A 20,617-nucleotide genomic window follows, 5' to 3' on the forward strand; every position below is an offset into this window, starting at 1 on the left:
GCAGTCTTTCGGCTTTCCGGTTCGGGTCGGTCGGTCAAGGGTCGCCGAAGGCGATCGCGTAGCGACGCGACGAAGGAGCGCCCTTGAGGGACCGGCCCGAACCGGAAGGACGATGGGACTGACGGGAAGCCCCCAACCTGCTCTGAGACCGCCCCAGGGGATACCGCCCGCCCCGGGCCATGTCACGGCTGCGCTGCAAGCGTGGACGCCCCGGACGGTGCCCGCAGCCCGGCTCGTAGAATCGGCGGGTGGATACGACCCTGGATGACCCCCTCGTCGGGCGGGTGCTCGACGGCCGATACCGCGTCGACGCCCGTATCGCGGCCGGCGGAATGGCGACGGTCTACCGGGCCGTCGACACCCGGCTCGACCGGGTGCTCGCGCTGAAGATCATGCACCCGGACCTGGCCGCCGACGCCGTCTTCGTGGACCGTTTCATCCGCGAGGCGAAGTCCGTGGCCCGCCTGGCGCACCCGAACGTCGTGGCCGTCTTCGACCAGGGCACGGACGGGCCGTACACCTACCTCGCCATGGAGTACGTCTCCGGGTGCACCCTGCGCGACGTCCTGCGCGAGCGCGGGGCGCTCCAGCCGCGGGCCGCGCTCGACATCCTGGAGCCGGTCCTCGCCGCGCTCGGCACCGCCCACCGGGCCGGTTTCGTGCACCGGGACATGAAGCCCGAGAACGTCCTGATCGGCGACGACGGCAGCGTCAAGGTCGCCGACTTCGGTCTCGTCCGCTCCGTGGACTCGGCCACCAACACCACCGGCTCCGTCCTCGGCACCGTCTCCTACCTCGCGCCCGAGCAGATCGAGGACGGGATCACCGACACCCGCGTGGACGTCTACGCCTGCGGTGTCGTCCTGTACGAGATGCTCACCGGCGCCAAGCCGCACACCGGCGGCACCCCCGCCCAGGTGCTGTACCAGCACCTCAACGAGGACGTTCCGGCCCCGTCGGCCGCCGTCCCGGGGCTGCCCGCCGCGCTCGACGAGCTGGTCGCGCACGCGGCCGCCCGCAGCCCCGAGCTGCGCCCGTACGACGCCGCCGCCCTGCTCGGGCTGGCCCGGGAGGCCCGGGCGCGGCTGAGCGAGGCCGAGCTGGACGCCGTACCGCCGCAGGCGCGGGCGCAGGAGCGGTCTGCGACCGAGGACCGCACCAGCGTGATCCCGCGGCCGGTTGGGCAGGGCCAGCCCGTGCTCCACACCTCCCGGCTGGAGCGTCCTCCGGTCGCCGAGCAGCAGGCCCCCGCTCAGGCCCCGCCGCGGCGGGTGCCCCAGCGCGGGATGCTGCTCGTCATCGCCGCCGTGCTGCTCGTCCTCGGCATCGGCGGCGGTGTCTGGTACATCAACTCCGGACAGTTCACCAAGGTCCCCAACCTCCTCGGCAAGACGGAGGCCCAGGCCCGCGACGAGCTGTCGGCCGCCGGCCTGGGCGTCAAGAAGGTCGACCGGAAGTTCAGCGAGGCCTTCGAGCGCGGGACGGTCATGGAGACCAGCCCCGGCGGCGGCAAGCAGATCCGCGGCAACGGCGCGGTGGTCCTCACCGTCTCGCGGGGTCCCGAGGTCGTCAGCGTGCCCGACCTGAAAGGCAGGCCGCTGGAGGAGGCGAAGGAGGAGCTGACGAAGGCGGGGCTGGCGCCCGGCATCGTCACGCAGGCCTTCAGCCAGGACGTCGCCCAGGGCTCGGTGATCAGCACCGACCCGGCGGGCGGCCAGAAGCGGGCCCCGGACTCGGCGGTCGCGCTCCTGGTCAGCAAGGGCCGTCCCGTGCAGGTCCCGAGCGTGACGGGCAAGTCCGCGGACCAGGCCCGGGCCGCGCTGGAGGCGCTCGGCCTCAAGGTCGAGACGGCCCCCGAGCAGGTGAACTCCCCCTCGCCGGCCGGTACGGTCGCCAACCAGTCGGCCGCCGCCGGCACCCAGGCCGCCGCGGGCGACACGGTCACGCTGACCCTGTCCAAGGGCCCCCGCCAGGTGCAGGTCCCGAGCGTCGCCGGGCAGGACGTGGAAGTGGCCCGCAAGACGCTGGAGGCCCTCGGCTTCAAGGTGAAGGTGGACCGTCCCTTCCTCTCCTTCAGCAACACCGTGGACACCCAGTCGGTGCCCGCCGGCCAGAGCGCGCCCGAGGGCAGCACGATCACCGTCAAGACCAAGGGACTCTGAGAGCCAGTGACACGCAATCCCGTGGGCGGGCACGTCCCCGTCGCCGGCGGGCTGGCCTCGGTCGGCCTCGCCTACGCCCGTGAGATGGGCGCGGAGGCCGTGCAGGTCTTCGTCGCCAACCCGCGCGGCTGGGCCACCCCGACCGGCAGTCCGGCGCAGGACGAGCTGTTCCGCGCCCAGTGCGCCGAGGAGTCGATCCCGGCGTACGTGCACGCCCCGTACCTGATCAACTTCGGCTCGCACACCGAGGCGACCGTCGAGAAGTCCGTGGAGTCCCTGCGCCACTCGCTGCGCCGGGGCCGGGAGATCGGCGCGCTCGGGGTGGTCGTGCACACCGGCTCGGCCACCGGGGGCCGCCCGCGCGAGGCGGCGTACGCGCAGGTCAGGGAACACATGCTGCCGCTGCTGGACGAGCTGACGCACGACGACGACCCGTTCCTGCTGCTGGAGTCCACGGCGGGGCAGGGCTCCTCGCTGTGCTCGCGCACCTGGGACTTCGGCCCGTACTTCGAGGCGCTCGACCACCACCCGAAGCTCGGCATCTGCCTGGACACGTGCCACATCTTCGCGGCGGGGCACGACCTCGCCGAGCCGGGCGGCACCAAGCAGACGCTGGACCTGCTGGTGGAGACGGTGGGCGCGGGCCGGCTGAAGCTGATCCACGCCAACGACTCCAAGGAGGGCGTCGGCGCCCACAAGGACCGGCACGCCAACATCGGTCAGGGCCACATCGGCAGGGAGGCCTTCGCCGAGCTGTTCTCGCACCCGGAGATGGACGGCGTACCGCTGATCATCGAGACGCCGGGCGGCAAGGAGGGGCACGCGGCCGACGTGGCGCTGCTGAAGGAGCTCCGGGACCTCCACTGACCGCTTGAAGATCTGTTGAGGAATACCCCTGGGGGGTATACGGTTCTGTCATACCGACGGGACCGCTACCAGGGTTCCCCTCAGGCTTCGGGGGTTGTCATGGAGCACGAGCACGAGCACGGAAACCACGAGCACCACCAGCACCACCAGGGCCACGGCGAGCACCAGGCCCACGGGGGCCAGGAGGCCCACGCGGGGCACGGCGCCCACGCCGGCCACGCCCCCGGCGGCAAGGTGAGCTGGGTCATGGCGGCCCGGGCCACCCTGCACTGCCTCACCGGCTGCGCCATCGGCGAGGTGCTCGGCATGATCGTCGGCACCGCGCTGGGCTGGGGGAACGTCGCGACGATGGTCCTGGCGATCATCCTCGCCTTCTTCTTCGGCTACGCGCTCACCCTGCGCGGCATCCTCGCCGCCGGCGTGGACTTCCGTTCGGCCGTCCGGGTGGCGCTGGCCGCGGACACCCTGTCGATCGCGGTCATGGAGCTGGTCGACAACGGGGTGATCGCCCTGTGGCCCGGCGCGATGGACGCCCACCTGTCGGAGCCGCTGTTCTGGACGGTGCTGGCGATCTCGCTCGCCGTCGCCTTCGTCCTGACCACCCCGGTCAACAAGTGGATGATCGGCCGCGGCAAGGGCCACGCCGTCGTCCACCAGTACCACCACTGAGGCACCCGCACCCGTACCCCCAGGGGGTACAGACCCGACCCCGCGGCGGCCCGTGAGCTACGGCGAAAGCTACAGCTCCGGGCCGTCGCCCGGTTCCTCCTGGTACGAGTAGCGCTGCTCCCGCCAGGGGTCGCCGATGTTGTGGTAGCCGCGCTCCTCCCAGAAGCCCCGGCGGTCGGCGGTCATGTACTCCACGCCGCGGACCCACTTCGGGCCCTTCCAGGCGTACAGGTGCGGGACCACGAGCCGCAGCGGGAAGCCGTGCTCGGCCGTCAGCAGTTCGCCGCCCATGTGGGTGGCGAAGACGGTCCGGTCGGAGGCGAAGTCGGCCAGTCTCATGTTGGAGCTGAAGCCGTACTCGGCCCACACCATCACGTGCGTGACCTGGGGGGCCGGCGGGACCAGCTCCAGGACGGTGCGCGCCAGCACGCCGCCCCATTCGGCGCCCGTCATGCTGAACTTGGTGACGCAGTGCAGGTCGGCCACGACGGAGTCGAACGGCAGGGCCGCGAACTCATCGTGGTTCCAGCAGCGCTTCTCACCGTCCGCCGTCGCACCGAAGACGCGGAACTCCCAGCGGTCCGGCTTGAACTTGGGCACGGGACCGTAGTGGGTGACGGGCCAACCCCTCTGCAACCGCTGCCCCGGAGGGAGCTCGAGCTGCTCTGCTCCCGGAGATTCCCGGCTTTCCGGCTGACCCATGTCTCCATGGTGACAGACGTGGCGGGGTGGTCACGACCAGGTACGACGCTATTCGGGCAAGTCACGGCAACTCCCACTAAGGAGGCACTTACTGGACGCCCCCGGACGGCAGTGCAAGGATGCGCGCACTGCCCAGTCACTAGCTGACATTGCTTGGAAGGAGCCTCTGCGATGCAGGGCGACCCCGAGGTCCTCGAATTCCTCAACGAGCAGCTGACCGGCGAGCTCACGGCCATCAACCAGTACTGGCTGCACTACCGCATCCAGGACAACAAGGGGTGGACCAAGCTCGCCAAGTACACGCGTGAAGAGTCCATCGACGAGATGAAGCACGCGGACAAGCTCACCGAGCGCATCCTCATGCTCGACGGCCTGCCGAACTACCAGCGCCTCTTCCACGTGCGCGTGGGGCAGACGATCACGGAGATGTTCCAGGCGGACCGGCAGGTCGAGGTCGAGGCCATCGACCGCCTCAAGCGCGGCATCGAGGTCATGCGCGGGAAGGGCGACATCACGTCCGCCCGCCTCTTCGAGGAGATCCTGGAGGACGAGGAGCACCACATCGACTACCTCGACACCCAGCTGGAGCTCATCGAGTCCCTCGGCGAGGCGCTGTACATCGCGCAGCTCATCGAGCAGCCGAGCTAGCCGAGCCGGCCGAAAGCCCTCGGCCGGACCCTCAGGCGGCTTCCGCCAGCTCCGGCGCGGGTGCCACGGCGGGGTCGGCGGCGAGGACGGCCGCGGCGTTGCCCTTCTCCACCAGCTCCCGGCGGGGGCAGGCCCCGCGGCCGAGGATGCCCTGGATGGTGCGCACGCAGGATCCGCAGTCGGTGCCGGCCTTGGTGGCCGAGGCGATCTGGCGGGGGGTGCAGGCCCCGGCGGCCGCGTGTTCCTTCACCTGCTTGTCGGTGACGCCGAAGCAAGAGCAGACGTACACGCGGTTCACCTCCCTGGAGCGGAACGGTTCGGCAGGCCATCCCCTATTCGGTGAGGCTTACCTAACCGTACCTAAAGTTAGGGTCCCCTAAAAGACCCGGGTACGACGATGGGGCGCGGATCACATCGATCCCGCGCCCCCATCGTCGTAGGAAGGTACCTACTGATCGCGACTACTGGTCGCGGTACATCTCGGCGACCAGGAAGGCCAGGTCCAGGGACTGGCTGCGGTTGAGCCGCGGGTCGCAGGCGGTCTCGTAGCGCTGGTGCAGGTCGTCGACGAAGATCTCGTCGCCGCCGCCCACGCACTCGGTGACGTCGTCACCGGTGAGCTCGACGTGGATGCCGCCCGGGTGGGTGCCCAGCGCCTTGTGGACCTCGAAGAAGCCCTTGACCTCGTCGAGCACGTCGTCGAAACGGCGCGTCTTGTGGCCGGAGGCCGCCTCGAAGGTGTTGCCGTGCATCGGGTCGGTGACCCACGCGACGGTCGCACCGGACGCGGTGACCTTCTCGACCAGCTCGGGGAGCTTGTCGCGGACCTTGTCGGCGCCCATGCGGACGACGAAGGTCAGGCGGCCCGGCTCGCGCTCGGGGTCCAGGCGGTCGATGTACGTCAGCGCCTCGTCGACCGAGGTGGTCGGGCCGAGCTTGATGCCGATCGGGTTGGCGATCTGCGAGCAGAACTCGATGTGCGCGTGGTCCAGCTGGCGGGTGCGCTCACCGATCCAGACCATGTGGCCGGAGGTGTCGTACAGCTTGCCGGTGCGCGAGTCCGTACGGGTGAGCGCGCCCTCGTAGTCCAGCAGCAGCGCCTCGTGCGAGGAGTAGAACTCCACCGCCTTGAACTCGGCCGGGTCGGTGCCACAGGCCTTCATGAAGTTCAGGGCGTTGTCGATCTCCCGCGCGAGCTGCTCGTAGCGCTGCCCGGACGGGGAGGACTTCACGAAGTCCTGGTTCCAGGCGTGCACCTGGCGCAGGTCGGCGTAGCCACCGGTGGTGAAGGCGCGCACCAGGTTCAGCGTCGAGGCCGACGCGTGGTACATGCGCTTCAGGCGCTCCGGGTCCGGGACCCGGGCCTCTTCGGTGAAGGCGAAGCCGTTGACGGAGTCGCCGCGGTAGGTCGGCAGGGTGACGCCGTCGCGGGTCTCGGTGTCCTTGGAGCGCGGCTTGGAGTACTGACCCGCGATGCGGCCGACCTTCACGACGGGCACGGAGGCCGCGTACGTGAGGACGGCGCTCATCTGGAGCAGGGTCTTCAGCTTGGCGCGGATGTGGTCGGCGGAGACGGCGTCGAAGGCCTCGGCGCAGTCGCCGCCCTGGAGCAGGAACGCCTCGCCCTTGGCGACGGCTCCCAGACGGGCGCGCAGCTGGTCGCACTCACCCGCGAAGACGAGCGGAGGATACGACTCGAGGTCCGCGACGACAGCGCGCAGGGCCTCGGCATCGGGGTACGAAGGCTGCTGCGCCGCGGGAAGGTCTCGCCAGGTCGCCTTGGCGGCGAGGGCTTGGTTTTCAGCGTTCACGGTCACCTCGTACACATTACGTCGTCAATCGCCGTGTCCGGCCGGACGCCCACCTGATGAGACGGTGTCGTTCGAAGGCCCGGGACCCGCGGATGAACGGAATGCAAGGTTCACATGCCGGAAAACGCCGGATGCAGCGGAACGCCGGCATCGTGGGCTAGGGTGCCTCCCATGTACGCGCACGCCGACCTGAACTGGTGGTGGCCCGCTCCCGGCGGCCCACTCCTCTCGCGTACCCACTGACACGAGCGAAGCGCAGGCCGCCCCGAGGGGCGGCCTTTTGCGTGTGCCGACACGGGCCGTCCCTCCCTCCGACACCCCACCGGAAGGACGCCCCCATGACCCGCCCCACGCCCTGCACGACCCCCCGGCGCGATTTCGACTTCACCTCGCTCCTCGACGACTCCGCCCCGCCCTTCGCCCTGCTGCGCCGGCGGACGCCCGGCCGCGACCACGACACCGTCGAGGTCCTCCTCGGCCCCGTCCACGAGGCCGGCCGGCTCGCCGACCTGCCCGTACGGGAGCTCCCCACCCTCGCCCTGGTCCCCTTCCGGCAGATCCGCGAGCGCGGGTTCGACGTACGCGACGACGGCACGCCGCTGGCCGTGCTGACCGCCGAGGAGGCGTACGAGATCCCGCTCGCGGAGGCGCTGACCGGGCTCCCCGACCACCGCGTCCGGGTGGACGGCGGCCGCTTCGACGTCCCCGACGAGGAGTACGCGGCCACCGTCGACCGGGTGATCCGCGAGGAGATCGGCCGCGGCGAGGGCGCGAACTTCGTCATCCGGCGCACCTACGGGGGCCGGATCGACGGCTTCGGCCGGGCCGACGCGCTGGCCCTGTTCCGGCGGCTGCTGGAGGGCGAGCGGGGCGCGTACTGGACGTACGTGGTCCACACCCCGGACCGCACCCTCGTCGGGGCCAGCCCCGAGGTGCACGTACGGATGTCCGGCGGCACGGTCGTGATGAACCCGATCAGCGGCACGTACCGCTACCCGGACTCCGGTCCGACCGCCGAGTCGCTCCTCGCATTCCTCGCCGACCGCAAGGAGACCGAGGAGCTGTCGATGGTGGTCGACGAGGAACTGAAGATGATGTGCACCGTCGGCGACATGGGCGGGGTCGTCGTCGGCCCCCGCCTGAAGGAGATGTCCCACCTCGCGCACACCGAGTACGAGCTGCGCGGACGCTCCTCGCTGGACGTCCGGGAGGTGCTGCGGGAGACCATGTTCGCGGCGACGGTGACGGGCTCGCCCGTACAGAACGCCTGCCGGGTGATCGAACGGTACGAGAGCGGCGGCCGGGGCTACTACGCGGGCGCCCTGGCGCTGCTCGGCCTGGACGCGTCCGGCGCCCAGACGCTGGACTCCCCCATCCTGATCCGCACCGCCGACATCGCCCCCGACGGGAGCCTGCGGGTGCCGGTCGGCGCCACCCTGGTCCGCCACTCGGACCCGCTCGGCGAGGTGGCCGAGACCCACGCCAAGGCCGCCGGGGTACTGGCGGCCCTCGGCGTACGGCCCGCCCCGCCCCGGCCGGCCCCCTCCGGCGGCGCGGCCGGACTGGCCGACGACCCCCGGGTGCAGGCGGCCCTCGCCGCGCGGCGGGCCGACCTGGCACCGTTCTGGCTCCGCATGCAGGAGCGGCCGGCGGACCCGGCCGGGCACGCGCTGGTGATCGACGCGGAGGACACCTTCACGGCGATGCTGGCCCACGTGCTGCGGGTGGCCGGGCTGGAGGTGACCGTACGCCGCTACGACGACCCCGGGCTGCGGCCCCTCGCCCTGGCCTGGGACGGCCCGGTCGTCCTCGGCCCGGGCCCCGGGCAACCCGGCGGACGCGGCCGACCCCAGGATGCGGATGCTGCGCGGGCTGGCGCGGGAGCTCCTCGCCTCCCACCGCGGGGGGCTGCTGGGGGTGTGCCTCGGGCACGAGCTGCTGGCGGCGGAGCTGGGGCTGCCGCTGGTGCGGAAGGCCGAGCCGGCGCAGGGGGCGCAGGTGGTGGTCGACCTGTTCGGCACACCGGAGGTGGTGGGCTTCTACAACACGTACGCCGCTGCCTGCGACGCGGAGGCGGAGGCGGAACTCGCTGCGCACGGGGTGGAGGTGTCGCGCGACGCCGTCACGGGGGAGGTCCACGCGGTCCGATGCGCGGCGCGGGGCTTCGCGGGCGTCCAGTTCCACCCGGAGTCGGTGCTCACCCTGCGCGGGGCGGGCATCGTCTCGACCCTGCTCCGCGCCCTGACGGGCACCCCGGCCGAGCCGGCGTAGCCGGGTCCGGGGGCGGGGTCCCGGGGGCGGGTGCGGGCCGTTGCCCTGCGGGGCCGGTCCCCTACCCGCCCTTCCACCGTTCCCAGGGGCTCCGCCCCTGACCCCGTTGCGCTCAAACGCCGCGCGGGCTGGATACATCCAGCCCCGGGGAACGGGCGAAAGGCGGGGCGGGGACGGCCCGCCGCAGGCGCCCCCCGTCAGCCCCCCGGCGGGACGAGGGTGTTCTCGGAGCGGCGCTCCGCCAGATAGTCCGCCACGTTCCGGACGGTGGCGTCGACGATCTGCCCCACCGCCTCCAGCGTGTAGTACGCCTGGTGGCTGGTCACCACCACGTTCGGGAACGTCACCAGCCGGGCCAGCGTGTCGTCCTCCACCGCCTCCAGGGACCGGTCCGTGAAGAAGACCCCGGCCTCCGCCTCGTACACGTCCAGGCCCACCCCCGTGAAGCGGCCCGCCCGCAGCTCCGCGACGAGGGCCTCCGTGTCGATCAGCCCGCCCCGGCTGGAGTTCACGAGGACCACGTCGTCCCGCATCGCCTTCAGCGCGGCCGCGTCCACGATGTGGTGCGTGGCCTCCAGCAGCGGCACGTGCAGGCTGATCAGGTCGGCGGACGCGAACAGCTCGTCCTTGTCCACGTACGCCATGCCCAGCTCCACGCACGCCGGGTTGGGCGCGAGGTCCCAGCCCAGCAGCTTCATGCCGAAGCCGTGGGCGATCCGGGTGAAGGCCTCTCCGATCCTGCCGGTGCCGAGGACCCCCGCCGTGCGGCCCCGCAGGTCGCGGCCCATCAGGCCGTTCAGGCGGAAGTCGAAGTCCCGGGTGCGGTTGGAGGCGCGGACGATCCGCCGGTTCACGGCCATGGCCAGGGTCCAGGCGAACTCGGCCACCGAGTAGGGGGAGTAGTACGAGACCCGGCTGACGGTCATCCGGAGCTGCCGGGCCACGTCCAGGTCGATGTTGTTGAAGCCGGTGGAGCGCTGCGCGATCATGCGGGTGCCGCCGGCGGCCAGGGCGCGCAGGACCCGCCCGTGCAGTTCCGCGTTGACGCTGGAGGAGACGACCTCGTACCCGGCGGCGATCGGCGCGGTGTCCTCGCCGAGGAAGACGTCGAGGCAGCGGATCTCGTGGCGCCCCTGGAAGTGTTCCTCGAAGGCGCGCTCCAGGAGGGGCTTCTCGTCGGCGGTCACACCGAAGGCCAGGATCTCCACGCTCGCTCGCTCCCCACATGTCGCCTCGGCCACGGGTCGCCTCGGCCAGAGGTCGCCTCGGCCACGGGTCGTTTCGTCACGATACGTCCCGTGGCCCGCCTCCGCAGGCGTCAGCGCGAGCCTCAGCCGAAGAAGACCCCGACCTCCTCGTACAACGCGGGGTCGACCGTCTTCAGCTTCGCGGTGGCCTCCGCGATCGGCACACGGACGATGTCCGTCCCCTTCAGCGCGACCATCTTGCCGAAGTCCCCGTCGCGCACCGCGTCGATCGCGTGCAGTCCGAAGCGGGTGGCGAGCCAGCGGTCGAAGGCGCTCGGGGTGCCGCCGCGCTGGATGTGCCCGAGGACCGTGGTACGGGCCTCCTTGCCGGTCCGAGACTCGATCTCCTTGGCCAGCCACTCGCCCACGCCCGACAGCCGGACGTGTCCGAAGGAGTCGCGGGAGACCGCGTCCTTGAGGACCAGGTCGCCGTCCTTGGGCATGGCGCCTTCCGCCACCACCACGATGGGCGCGTAGCTGGCCTTGAAACGGGAGGTCACCCAGGCGCAGACCTGCTCCACGTCGAAGCGCTGCTCGGGGATGAGGATGACGTTGGCGCCGCCCGCCAGCCCCGAGTGCAGGGCGATCCAGCCGGCGTGCCGGCCCATGACCTCGACGACCAGGACCCGCATGTGGGACTCGGCCGTGGTGTGCAGCCGGTCGATGGCCTCGGTGGCGATGCCCACGGCGGTGTCGAAGCCGAAGGTGTAGTCGGTGGCCGAGAGGTCGTTGTCGATGGTCTTCGGTACGCCGACGCAGGGGACGCCGTACTCCTCGTAGAGCCGGGCGGCCACGCCGAGGGTGTCTTCGCCGCCGATCGCGACGAGCGCGTCGACCTCGAACTTGGCGAGGTTCTCCTTGATGGCGCGGACGCCGTTCTCCGTCTTGAACGGGTTGGTGCGCGAGGAGCCGAGGATGGTGCCGCCCCGGGGCAGGATGCCCCGGACCGCGGGGATGTCCAGCGGGACGGTGTCCCCCTCGACCGGCCCCCGCCAGCCGTCCTTGAAGCCGACGAACCCGTATCCGTACTCCTGCGTGCCCTTGCGGACGACGCCCCTGATCACCGCGTTGAGTCCGGGGCAGTCGCCGCCGCCGGTGAGCACTCCGACCTTCATGGAATCTCCCTTCGCCATGACCGTCACGCTAGTGGTGGCACAGGTCACGGCAAGGGGCGCGGAGAGCCCAATTCCGGTGCGGACGGCGGGCGTTGCGTACGCCCCGTTCACTCGTACGGGGAGCCGGGGTGCAAGTAAGTACGACGTACGAACGGTACGAACGGGTTACGCGTCGTCGAGCCCGCGCTCTATCGCGTACCGGACGAGCTCCACCCGGTTGTGCAGCTGGAGCTTGCCGAGGGTGTTCTGCACGTGGTTCTGGACCGTGCGGTGGGAGATCACCAGCCGCTCCGCGATCTGCTTGTACGACAGGCCCTTCGCCACCAGCCGCAGCACCTCGGTCTCCCGGTCGGTCAGCTGCGGCGCCTTCGGCACGTCGGGCGCGGCCGGCGCCGGGTCGGTGGCCAGCCGCCGGTACTCGCCGAGGACCAGACCGGCCAGGCCCGGCGTGAACACCGGGTCCCCGGCCGCCGTGCGGCGGACCGCGTCGATCAGCTCCTGCGCCCCGGCCGACTTCAGCAGGTAGCCGGTCGCCCCCGACTTCACCGCCTCCAGCACGTCGGCGTGCTCACCGCTGGCCGACAGCACGAGCACCCGCAGCGCGGGATCGGCGCCGACCAGCTCCTTGCAGACCTGCACCCCGGGCATGCCCGGCAGGTTGAGGTCGAGGACCAGCACCCGCGGCGCCGCCGCACGGGCCCGGCGCACCGCCTCCGGCCCGTCGCCGGCCGTGGCGACGACGTCGAAGCCCGCGGCGGCCAGGTCGCGGGCCACCGCGTCCCGCCACATCGGATGGTCGTCGACGACCATCACCTTGATGTCCTGGAGCTGGGGCTTGAGCTGGAGCTCGCTGCCGGCGTCGTTCACTGGGTCCTCCCCCTCGGTACTTTCAGTTCCACTTCGGTGCCCTGTCCGGGGACGGACACCAGCTCGGCGCTGCCGCCGAGATCGCGCAGGCGCCCGCGGATGGACAGGGCCACGCCCATGCGCCCCTCACCCTCCGCCTGGTCGAGCCGGCCGGCCGGGATGCCCGGGCCGTCGTCCCGTACGGTCACGATCACCTCGTCGCCCCAGTCCTCGACCAGGATCCAGGCGCTGGCGCCCTCCCCGGCGTGCTTGCGCACGTTGTCCAGGGCCGCGCCGACCGCCGCGGCCAGCTCCCGCGCGGCGGGCGCCGGCAGCACCACCGGGCTGCCCGGCTCGGCGAAGCTCACCCGGGAGCCGGCGTGCGGTGCCAGCAGCGAGCGCAGGTCCAGCTCGGCCTCCTCCGCGCCGGGCTCCTCCACCTCGTACGTGTCCACCAGCGCGCCGAGCGACCCGTCGCGCGAGACCCGGGACGGCTGCACCAGCCCGCTGGAGACCAGCGTGCGCAGCGCCACCTCCTGCTCCCCCGCCATCCGGCCCAGCTCGGCGGCCTCGCCGCCCAGCTCGGTGCCGCGCCGCTGGACCATGGCGAGGACCTGCAGGACCCCGTCGTGGATATCGCGGGCCAGGCGCTCGCGCTCGCGGGTCGCGGCCTCGATCTCCAGGGCGCGGGCGAGGGTGGCCTCACTGGCCCGGGCGACCTCGACGACGTAGCCGATGGCGATGGAGGCGACCCAGACCAGCAGCACGTTGTGCAGGGTGTCGCGGGTGGGGTCGCCGCCGTGGATGACGAGGTTGGCGGCGGCCACGAAGGTCGAGGCGAAGCCGGCCCAGCGCCAGCCGCCCTTGAGGGCGAAGGCCAGGACCGAGCCGGCGGTCCAGATGCTGGGGAGGGTGGGGCCGCCCTCCGTGATCCGCTGGTGGGTGTCGGCGAGCGGCGTCAGCAGGATGCCGGTCAGCGCGACGGCGAGGTCGGCCACGAGGAAGCCCTTGGTGCAGCTGGCCGCGTTCGCCACCCGGCGGTGGGTGGCCAGCGTCCAGACGGCGAGGAGGGAGAGGTAGCCGACCGCGACGCCGGGCTGGTCGAACTTCCGGTAGGCCGCCGCGAACAGCAGGGCCGCGTAGACCATGGTGAGCAGCCGGTACGCGGTCAGGGCCCGCCACAGCGGCTGCTCGACCGACATCCGTACGACGCGCTCGCGCTTCGCCATCTCCCCCACCCGCCCCGTCCCCGCGGACCGGCCTCCCGGCCGGCCCGCCGCGCGCGCTACTCCGCGCCCGTCTCTCCCTTGGCCTTCTCGGCCTCGGCCTTCTCCGCTTCGGCCTTCTCCGCCTCGGCCTTCTCGGCCTTGGCCGCCTTGTCGGCCGCCTTGCCGCTCTCCTTGGCCGCCTTCTCCGCGTCCGCGATCTGCCGCTTGGCGGCCGTCGCGTAGATGTCCACGTACTCCTGGCCGGAGAGCTTCATGATCTCGTACATGACCTCGTCGGTCACCGAGCGGAGGATGAAGCGGTCCCCGTCCATGCCCTGGTAGCGGCTGAAGTCCAGCGGCTTGCCGATCCGGATCCCCGGGCGCATCAGCTTCGGGACCACCTTGCCGGGCGGCTGGATCTTCTCGGTGTCGATCATGGCGACGGGGATCACGGGCGCGCCCGTGGCCAGCGCCACCCGGGCCAGACCGCCCGGCTTGCCGCGGTAGAGGCGGCCGTCGGGTGAGCGCGTGCCCTCGGGGTAAATACCGAACAGCTCCCCGCGCTCGATGACCTCGATGCCGCTCTTGATGGCGGCCTCGCCCGCACCGCGCGCGCCGGAGCGGTCCACCGGGAGCTGGCCGACGCCCTTGAAGAAGGCCGCCGTCAGCTTGCCCTTGACCCCGGGGGAGGTGAAGTACTCCGCCTTCGCGATGAAGGTCACCTTCCGGTCCAGTACGGCCGGCAGGAAGAAGGAGTCGGAGAAGGACAGGTGGTTGCTCGCGAGGATCGCCGGCCCCTCGGCGGGAATGTTCTCGAGGCCCTCCACCCACGGCCTGAAGGCGAGCTTCAGGGAACCCCCGATGGAGAACTTCATTGCGCCGTAGATCAACTCGAAAGCCTTCCTGTGTCTGTCGAACAGACCATATCCCGTGGGCCCGCGCGGAGCGCCCGACGGCCCTGGTCGGTGTCATCCCGGTCGCGTACGGTGAAGTCACACAGCGCAACGCACCCCCCACCCTTCGAAGGAGACCCTGGTGCCCGTCCTCCCTGGAGCAGAGCCGTTCCGCCACGAGGGCGGAGAGGTGGGCGTACTCCTCTGCCACGGCTTCACCGGTTCGCCCCAGTCGCTCCGCCCCTGGGCCGAGTACCTGGCCGAGCGCGGGCTGACCGTCTCGCTCCCGCTGCTCCCCGGACACGGGACGCGCTGGCAGGACATGCAGCTCACCGGCTGGCAGGACTGGTACGCGGAGGTCGACCGGGCGCTGCGCGAGCTGCTGGAGCGGTGCGAGCAGGTCTTCGTCTTCGGCCTCTCCATGGGCGGTGCGCTGACGCTGCGGCTGGCCGCCAAGCACGGTGACGCCATCAGCGGCATCGTCCTCGTCAACCCGGCCAACAAGGTGCACGACCCGCTGGCCGTCGCCCTTCCGGTGGTCAAGCACTTCATCCGGTCGACGCCGGGGATCGCCAGCGACATCGCCAAGCCCGGCTCGGCGGAGATCGGCTACGACCGCGTTCCGACGAAGGCCGCGCACTCGCTGCGCAAGTTCTTCCAGCTCGTGGACACCGAGCTGCCGCAGGTCACGCAGCCGGTGCTGCTGCTCCACAGCCCCCAGGACCACGTGGTCCCGCCCGTCGACTCGGCGCGGATCCTGTCCCGCGTGTCGTCGACCGACGTCACCGAGACCCTGCTGGAACAGAGCTACCACGTGGCGACGTTGGACCATGACGCGGAGCGGATCTTCGCGGACAGCTACGCGTTCATCGGGCGGCTCGCGAAGAGTGTCGGCAGGGAGGGGGCGGCCAGCGGTGGCTGAGCACGAGGAGTCCTCCGGGGGCGTACCCCCGCTGGACGAGGAAGCGGCGTGGGCCGCGATCGTCGCCGGGTACGGGCAGGAACCCCCGGACCCGCCGGGGGCGAGGCCGTTCCGGCCGATCGAGAACCTGATGCTGCCGGAGGAGGACGTGAAGCCCGAGCCGAAGGCCCCCACGTCCCCGGCGGCCCCTTCGGCCCCGACGGCCGAGCCGGCCCCGGAGCCGGAGCCCGAGCCCAAGCCCGCCCCGAAGCCGGAGCTGGGCAGCTCGATCACGTTCGCCCCGGGCGTGGGCGCCCCGGTACCGACCCCGGGGCCGGGTCCGGGTCCGGGCCCGAGGGACCACACCCCGGCCGAACCGGCGGACGAGGGCCACTTCGTCCCGCCGGAACCGGAACTGCCGGAGGCGGACACGACGGCGAAGTTCGCCTGGCTCGCGGTGGTCGGCGGACCGGTACTGCTCCTGCTGGCGGTGCTGCTCCAGTGGGACATGACCTGGTGGCTGACCACCCTGGGCATCGGCGGCTTCCTGGGCGGCTTCGCCACCCTGATCGCCCGCATGTCGGGCGGCGAGGACGACGATGACGACGACCCGGGGCGCGGCGCGGTGGTGTAGCAGCGAGGGCTTCAGGGCGCGGGCCGGCTATCTCTCTCTCCCCCCGAGGTACGGGGGGGCGGGGGTTGCCCACCCGCCCCCTGGGTGCGGGCCGGAGTCCGGGGGCGGTGTCCCCCGGACCGGTCAGAGAGGGTTGGGGGCTTCCCGTCAGTCCCATCGTCCTTCCGGTTCGGGCCGGTCCCTCAAGGGCGCTCCTTCGTCGCGTCGCTACGCGATCGCCTTCGGCGACCCTTGACCGACCGACCCGAACCGGAAAGCCGAAAGACTGCCGGGAAACCCCCAAAGAAACGGGACGGACGATCCTTGGAGGAGCGGGCGCCTCAGCGATGAGACGAGGGGCCGGGGGCCGGCCCGCCGGGCATCCGGGCCCTCAAGAGGCGTGTTTCCGGTGCCGGGGCGCGACTACCCGCACGAGAAGGCGAACAGAGCAGCCCAGGGAAGCCGACAAGCGCGTCAGATCGCTACGCGCTCCTCTTTTCTCGGCGTCCGGCGACCGCCTGTGGCTGATACCCGCACGAGAGGTTGACCAGAGCAGCCGAGGAAGCGGAGAGGCGCGACAGATCGCTACGCGCTCCTCTGGTCTCGGCGGCCGGCGGCAGTCTTGGGTCGCTGCCTCTGAAGTGCTCAGGTCGGGCACCGCGAGAGCCGCGACGACGGCATGCATGGCGGCTCCTACTCGATTGCGGTGCTTGAATGGGTGGTCGTTCCCGGTCTGGTAAGGAGAAGTGCTGTGCCTTTGGTGTCTGTCGTGATGCCCGTCTACAACTCGGCGGCGACCCTCGGTGCGGCCGTCCGGTCAGTGCTCACCCAGACCCACGGCGACCTGGAGCTGCTGATCACCGACGACCAGTCCACCGACAGCTCCATGGACCTGCTCGCGGAGTTCGCCCGCCAGGACGAGCGCGTCCTGCCGGAGCGGGCGCCCGAGCAGGGCGGCGCCGGCCGGGCCCGCAACCGTGCGATCGAGCGGGCTCGCGGGGACTACGTCGCCTTCCTCGACAGCGACGACATGTGGCTTCCGGAGAAGACCGAGAAGCAGCTCGCCTTCGCCGCTCAGGGGACCGCGCCGCTGACGTTCACCTCGTACTTCAAGATGGACGCCGACTACGACGGCGAGAGCACCGACTGGGTCCCCAACGGGCGCGTGGTCCGTGCCCGGGAGCACGTGGACTACCGCGCGATGCTGGTCCGCGACCACATCGGAGCCCTCACCGCCATGTACGACCGCAACGCCCTGGGCACGAGGCTGATGCCGGAGATGCGCAAGCGGCAGGACTACGCCCTCTGGCTCTCGATCATGCGGGACGGCGCCGACGCCCGGGGCCTGGCCGAGCCGCTCGCGGTGTACCGGGCCCACCAGGCGGGGTCCCTGTCCTCCAACAAGCTCTCGCTCGTCCAGTACAACTGGTCGCTCTACCGCGAGCACGAGCACCTGTCGGTCCCGCGCGCGACGCGGGCACTGGCCGGTGCCGTGTGGCAGTCGGTGCGCAACTCCCGCATCTAGCCCGACCGCGGCGTCGACCGTCTAAGGCCTGTCTGATAATTGATCTTGTGGCAGGTCGAGGTGAGTTGACGGACGCGGCATGGGATCGGATAGAGCCCTTGTTGCCGCAGGTGGACGGGCGCGGTCGGCCGTGGCGTGATCACCGGCAGGTGGTCAATGGTGTGCTGTGGCGGTTGCGGACCGGGGCGCCGTGGCGTGACCTGCCCGAGCGGTACGGGCCGTGGCAGACCGTCTACGAGCGGTTCGCCCGCTGGGAGGCGGACGGGACCTGGGCGAAGCTTCTGGAGCACGTCCAGGTCCGCGATGACGCGGTTGGCCGCGTGGAATGGACGGTTGCCGTTGACTCCACGATCAACCGCGCCCACCAGCACGCCGCCGGCGCCCGCAAAAGGGGGCCGCAGACGGGGACGAACTGGAAGATCCGGGCCGCTCGCAGACGCGCCAGGCCCTCGGCCGGTCCCGAGGCGGTCTGACCACCAAGGTCCACCTCGCCGTCGACGGCCGCGGCCTGCCCCTGTCCATCGTGCTCACGCCCGGCAACGTCAACGACGCCACCGCATTCGCCCAGGTCCTCGACGGGATCCGCGTTCCGCGAGCCGAAACCGGCCGCCCGCGCACGACACCGACCCGCGTCCTGGGCGACAAGGCCTACTCCAGCCGGGCGATCCGGCACCTGCTGCGGCGTCGGGGCATCGTCGTCACGATCCCCGAGCGCCGCGACCAGGTCGCCAACCGCCGGCGCAGAGGGCGCCTCGGCGGCCGTCCGCCCGCCTTCGACAAGGAGGTCTACCGCGACCGCAACGTGGTCGAACGATGCTTCGCACGCCTCAAGCAGTTCCGCGCGATAGCGACCAGGTTCGACAAGCTCGCCGACCGCTACCGCGCCGGAGTCGTCCTGGCCTCGCTGATCCTCTGGCTCCGCGAACCAGCCAGGTGATCATTTGTCAGACAGGCCCTAGGGCTGGTCCGGAAGGAGTTGGCGTCCGTCATGGCTTCGTACGTGGGGGCTGTTGCCGTCGAGCGCGTCGAGGAGTCGGATGGCGTAGACCTCGGACATGCACTCGGTGACCTCGTCCGCTGTCAGCCACTGGACTGCCGTGCTTTCGCCTGAAAGGCGTTCCGTCCCGCCGGAGGGCTTGCAGCGGAAGACCAGTGCCACCACTCCGGCCGTGACGTTCTTGTACACGCCGGTGAGACGGTCTACTTCAATGTGGATGCCGGTTTCCTCCAACACCTCCCGCCGCACGCCGTCTTCAGGGGTTTCCGCCAGCTCAAGCACCCCGCCCGGTGGCTCCCACGTTCCGTTGTCGGCTCGGCGGATGGCCAGCAGTCGGCCGTCGTCACGCACGACCACCCCGGCAACCGACACGGAATGGCGTGGCGTTGACCTGTCCGACGGGACGCTGTTACTCATGTACATGAGCATAGGAGGAAGCGAAGGACCATGGGAGCAGCTGCAGGAGAAGGCAAGGCCGTCCCCCGGTACTTGCAGATCGCCGAGGACATCGTCCAGCAGGTTCGCGCCGGCGTCTTGAAGCCGGGAGACCAGGTGCCCAGCGAGGCCGAGATGGTCGAGCGCTACGGAGTCTCCGGCGGGACCGTCCGCAAGGCGATGCTGGAGATCCGCGCCAGCGGTCTCGTCGACACACGGCACGGCAAGGGCTCGTACGTAAAGGACCGGCCGCCGGTGCGTCACCGGTCTTCGGATCGCTTCCGCCGCTCCCTCCGGCAGGGCGGCAAAGCCGCCTACCTCGCCGAATCGGAGCAGTCGGGCGCCGCCGCGAGGGTCAGCGTCGTTTACATCGGCCCCGTCGAGGCCCCCGAGGTGATCGCCCAGCGGCTCGGCGTGGACATCGGCACGCAGGTGCTCGCGCGCCGCCGCTTGTACTTCCGCAACGGCACCCCAGTGGAAACCGCGACCTCCTACCTGCCGTGGGACGTGGTGCGCGACATCCCGGAACTCTTCGCCGAGAACCCCGGAGGCGGCGGCATCTACGCACGCCTCGAAGAGCACGGTCACACCTTCGCCGAGTTCGTGGAGACCCTGCAGGCACGGCCCGCCGCGAAAGCCGAAGCATCGGAGCTGGCGCTGAGCCCCGGAGCGACTGTGGTGCACCTGCTGCGAAACGCAGTCACGGACACGGGCCGCGTCATCGAGGTCTGCGACACCCTCATGGCCGCTGACCAGTTCGTCTTCGAGTTCCGCATCCCGGCAACCGACTGACGACCCCACGCCCGTCCACAACCCACTGTGGCCTAGCCTTCACAGCGGGTATACTCCTATGCAGGAGTTGAGCCACTCTTGGCGGAGCACTCATATACATGAGTGAAGGAGTTCAGCCTCTTTAGAGGAGTGACCACCATGTATCCGATCCCCGCCCGCCTGGCAGCAACGCCCTGCCCCACCGACATCGACGACGACACCGGCTCGTTGAGGGCTGCCGGGGCGATCGAGCCAAGCGCGGACCTGCTCACCCGCGCGCAGGCCGGCTGGGAGCGGTTCCTCATCTCCTTCGAGGCGGCCTCCGATGAGTGAGTGTTACGAGTACGTCCCCCACCGCCTCCTCTACCAACGCGTGCGCGACATCGCCTCGGGCATCGAGGGCGTCCTGATGGCCGTGATCAACGAAAACGTCTCGGATACCGCCGTCTACGAGCGTTGGGTGGAGCTCGCCTACATCCGGGGCGCCTCCGGCCGCGAATTCACGACCGCCGCCACCAACGTCGAACCCGCCCACGACCAGCCCCGGACGGCCGCCAGTCGCCGAGACCAGAGAAGCGCGTAGCGATCTGACGCAACTCTCCGCTTCCTCGGCTGCTCTGGTCAACCTCTGTGCGGGTGCCAGCCACAGGCGGTCGCTGGACGCCGAGAAAAGAGGAGCGCGTAGCGATCTGTCGCGCCTGGGGGCTCCGCAGGGCGGTCTGTTCGCCTTCTCGTGCGGGTAGCCGGGCCCCGGCTCCGGATTTCGACTCTTGGGGGCCCGGATGCCCGGCGGGCCGGCCCCCGGCACCGCGCCTGGTCCCTGAGACGCCCGTCCCTCCACCATGGACCGTGCCGTTTCTTTGGGGGTTTCCCGGCAGTCTTTCGGCTTTCCGGTTCGGGCCGCCCTGTCAAGGGTCGCCGAAGGCGATCACGAAG

20 protein-coding genes and 1 pseudogene are annotated in these 20,617 nt (G+C 71.1%); 12 read left to right on the top strand and 9 right to left on the bottom strand.

What is annotated here, in order from left to right; all coding sequences use genetic code 11:
• The first annotated feature begins 248 nt into the window (after nt 1–248).
• The 3 genes from pknB (at nt 249) to SSNG_RS09690 (ending at nt 3,698) form a co-directional block, all read left to right on the top strand.
• Nucleotides 249–2,162, top strand: a complete 1,914-nt coding sequence (gene pknB, locus SSNG_RS09680) for a Stk1 family PASTA domain-containing Ser/Thr kinase (RefSeq protein WP_007263640.1) — start codon at nt 249–251, stop codon at nt 2,160–2,162.
• Between the two features lie 6 nt (nt 2,163–2,168).
• Nucleotides 2,169–3,029, top strand: a complete 861-nt coding sequence (locus SSNG_RS09685) for a deoxyribonuclease IV (protein ID WP_007263641.1) — start codon at nt 2,169–2,171, stop codon at nt 3,027–3,029.
• Between the two features lie 99 nt (nt 3,030–3,128).
• On the top strand, nt 3,129–3,698 hold the full coding sequence (locus tag SSNG_RS09690; protein WP_007263642.1) for a DUF4396 domain-containing protein: 570 nt from the start codon (nt 3,129–3,131) through the stop codon (nt 3,696–3,698).
• A gap of 69 nt (nt 3,699–3,767) precedes the next feature.
• Here SSNG_RS09690 and SSNG_RS09695 read toward each other — a convergent pair whose 3' ends face one another.
• Nucleotides 3,768–4,400 (bottom strand): sulfite oxidase-like oxidoreductase, encoded by a 633-nt coding sequence (locus tag SSNG_RS09695; RefSeq protein WP_007263643.1) that lies wholly within the window; start codon nt 4,398–4,400, stop codon nt 3,768–3,770.
• Between the two features lie 171 nt (nt 4,401–4,571).
• On the opposite strand from SSNG_RS09695, the gene bfr reads away from it, so the two are divergent.
• A complete protein-coding gene (gene bfr / locus SSNG_RS09700; RefSeq protein WP_037926968.1) occupies nt 4,572–5,048 on the top strand; it encodes a bacterioferritin in 477 nt (158 codons plus the stop codon).
• A gap of 31 nt (nt 5,049–5,079) precedes the next feature.
• Here the strand turns inward: bfr and SSNG_RS09705 are convergent, their stop codons facing one another.
• Together SSNG_RS09705 and SSNG_RS09710 are read right to left on the bottom strand one after the other, a co-directional pair.
• Nucleotides 5,080–5,346 (bottom strand): (2Fe-2S)-binding protein, encoded by a 267-nt coding sequence (locus SSNG_RS09705; RefSeq protein ID WP_042800806.1) that lies wholly within the window; start codon nt 5,344–5,346, stop codon nt 5,080–5,082.
• Nucleotides 5,347–5,509: 163 nt separating this feature from the next.
• Nucleotides 5,510–6,865: a 3-deoxy-7-phosphoheptulonate synthase class II gene (locus SSNG_RS09710; RefSeq protein ID WP_042803202.1), complete on the bottom strand. Its 1,356-nt coding sequence runs from the start codon at nt 6,863–6,865 to the stop codon at nt 5,510–5,512.
• 332 nt (nt 6,866–7,197) lie between these two features.
• Here SSNG_RS09710 and SSNG_RS09715 point away from each other — a divergent pair.
• Nucleotides 7,198–9,130 (top strand): annotated as a pseudogene (locus SSNG_RS09715) (anthranilate synthase family protein).
• Nucleotides 9,131–9,327: 197 nt separating this feature from the next.
• On the opposite strand, the gene SSNG_RS09720 reads toward SSNG_RS09715, so the two are convergent.
• The 5 genes from SSNG_RS09720 to SSNG_RS09740 form a co-directional block, all read right to left on the bottom strand.
• Entirely contained in the window at nt 9,328–10,338 is a 1,011-nt protein-coding gene (locus tag SSNG_RS09720) for a 2-hydroxyacid dehydrogenase (RefSeq protein WP_007263648.1), read from the bottom strand.
• Between the two features lie 122 nt (nt 10,339–10,460).
• Entirely contained in the window at nt 10,461–11,492 is a 1,032-nt protein-coding gene (locus tag SSNG_RS09725; protein WP_007263649.1) for a 6-phosphofructokinase, read from the bottom strand.
• Between the two features lie 165 nt (nt 11,493–11,657).
• Nucleotides 11,658–12,302: a response regulator transcription factor gene (locus SSNG_RS09730; RefSeq protein WP_042803204.1), complete on the bottom strand. Its 645-nt coding sequence runs from the start codon at nt 12,300–12,302 to the stop codon at nt 11,658–11,660.
• Nucleotides 12,303–12,355: 53 nt separating this feature from the next.
• Nucleotides 12,356–13,567, bottom strand: a complete 1,212-nt coding sequence (locus SSNG_RS09735; RefSeq protein WP_042800808.1) for a DUF5931 domain-containing protein — start codon at nt 13,565–13,567, stop codon at nt 12,356–12,358.
• Between the two features lie 56 nt (nt 13,568–13,623).
• Nucleotides 13,624–14,421 carry a lysophospholipid acyltransferase family protein gene (locus SSNG_RS09740; protein ID WP_007263652.1) on the bottom strand — a complete coding sequence of 266 codons (798 nt, stop codon included), beginning with the start codon at nt 14,419–14,421 and terminating at the stop codon, nt 13,624–13,626.
• Nucleotides 14,422–14,581: 160 nt separating this feature from the next.
• Between SSNG_RS09740 and SSNG_RS09745 the strand changes: the two genes are divergently transcribed.
• From SSNG_RS09745 to SSNG_RS39310, 4 genes are all read left to right on the top strand, one after another.
• Entirely contained in the window at nt 14,582–15,361 is a 780-nt protein-coding gene (locus tag SSNG_RS09745; RefSeq protein WP_042800809.1) for an alpha/beta fold hydrolase, read from the top strand.
• A complete protein-coding gene (locus SSNG_RS09750) occupies nt 15,354–15,974 on the top strand; it encodes a hypothetical protein (protein ID WP_007263654.1) in 621 nt (206 codons plus the stop codon). The genes SSNG_RS09745 and SSNG_RS09750 overlap by 8 nt, the downstream gene beginning before the upstream one ends.
• A 730-nt stretch (nt 15,975–16,704) precedes the next feature.
• Entirely contained in the window at nt 16,705–17,478 is a 774-nt protein-coding gene (locus SSNG_RS09755; RefSeq protein ID WP_007263655.1) for a glycosyltransferase family 2 protein, read from the top strand.
• 47 nt (nt 17,479–17,525) lie between these two features.
• Nucleotides 17,526–18,415, top strand: a protein-coding gene (locus tag SSNG_RS39310) for an IS5 family transposase (RefSeq protein WP_128636909.1) whose coding sequence is annotated in 2 segments (ribosomal slippage) — nt 17,526–17,865 and nt 17,865–18,415 — 891 coding nt in all. Because the reading frame shifts where the segments join, the coding sequence is not laid out codon by codon here.
• Nucleotides 18,416–18,433: 18 nt separating this feature from the next.
• On the opposite strand, the gene SSNG_RS09770 is transcribed toward SSNG_RS39310, so the two are convergent.
• Nucleotides 18,434–18,904, bottom strand: coding sequence for an NUDIX domain-containing protein (locus tag SSNG_RS09770; RefSeq protein ID WP_042800811.1), 471 nt, complete (start codon nt 18,902–18,904; stop codon nt 18,434–18,436).
• Between the two features lie 18 nt (nt 18,905–18,922).
• Here SSNG_RS09770 and SSNG_RS09775 point away from each other — a divergent pair, with 18 nt between their 5' ends.
• From SSNG_RS09775 to SSNG_RS09785, 3 genes are all read left to right on the top strand, one after another.
• On the top strand, nt 18,923–19,702 hold the full coding sequence (locus tag SSNG_RS09775; RefSeq protein WP_007263658.1) for a GntR family transcriptional regulator: 780 nt from the start codon (nt 18,923–18,925) through the stop codon (nt 19,700–19,702).
• Nucleotides 19,703–19,840: 138 nt separating this feature from the next.
• The gene (locus SSNG_RS41985) at nt 19,841–20,014 is read left to right on the top strand and encodes a hypothetical protein (RefSeq protein WP_165364991.1); all 174 of its coding nucleotides are present in this window, start codon (nt 19,841–19,843) and stop codon (nt 20,012–20,014) included.
• On the top strand, nt 20,007–20,264 hold the full coding sequence (locus SSNG_RS09785; RefSeq protein ID WP_007263660.1) for a hypothetical protein: 258 nt from the start codon (nt 20,007–20,009) through the stop codon (nt 20,262–20,264). The genes SSNG_RS41985 and SSNG_RS09785 overlap by 8 nt, the downstream gene beginning before the upstream one ends.
• The last annotated feature ends 353 nt before the right edge of the window (nt 20,265–20,617 follow it).

Source organism: Streptomyces sp. C, from assembly GCF_000158895.1.
Lineage (GTDB): Bacteria > Actinomycetota > Actinomycetes > Streptomycetales > Streptomycetaceae > Streptomyces > Streptomyces racemochromogenes.

Excerpts from the sequence above, each read along its gene's own strand:
- SSNG_RS09690 (WP_007263642.1), top strand. The coding sequence starts at position 3,129 with ATGGAGCACGAGCACGAGCACGGAAACCACGAGCACCACCAGCACCAC.
- SSNG_RS41985 (WP_165364991.1), top strand. The coding sequence starts at position 19,841 with ATGTATCCGATCCCCGCCCGCCTGGCAGCAACGCCCTGCCCCACCGAC.
- SSNG_RS09735 (WP_042800808.1), bottom strand. The coding sequence starts at position 13,567 with ATGGCGAAGCGCGAGCGCGTCGTACGGATGTCGGTCGAGCAGCCGCTG.
- SSNG_RS09730 (WP_042803204.1), bottom strand. The coding sequence starts at position 12,302 with ATGGTCGTCGACGACCATCCGATGTGGCGGGACGCGGTGGCCCGCGAC.
- bfr (WP_037926968.1), top strand. The coding sequence starts at position 4,572 with ATGCAGGGCGACCCCGAGGTCCTCGAATTCCTCAACGAGCAGCTGACC.
- SSNG_RS09695 (WP_007263643.1), bottom strand. The coding sequence starts at position 4,400 with ATGGGTCAGCCGGAAAGCCGGGAATCTCCGGGAGCAGAGCAGCTCGAG.
- SSNG_RS09785 (WP_007263660.1), top strand. The coding sequence starts at position 20,007 with ATGAGTGAGTGTTACGAGTACGTCCCCCACCGCCTCCTCTACCAACGC.
- SSNG_RS09725 (WP_007263649.1), bottom strand. The coding sequence starts at position 11,492 with ATGAAGGTCGGAGTGCTCACCGGCGGCGGCGACTGCCCCGGACTCAAC.
- SSNG_RS09775 (WP_007263658.1), top strand. The coding sequence starts at position 18,923 with ATGGGAGCAGCTGCAGGAGAAGGCAAGGCCGTCCCCCGGTACTTGCAG.
- SSNG_RS09770 (WP_042800811.1), bottom strand. The coding sequence starts at position 18,904 with ATGCTCATGTACATGAGTAACAGCGTCCCGTCGGACAGGTCAACGCCA.
- SSNG_RS09740 (WP_007263652.1), bottom strand. The coding sequence starts at position 14,421 with ATGAAGTTCTCCATCGGGGGTTCCCTGAAGCTCGCCTTCAGGCCGTGG.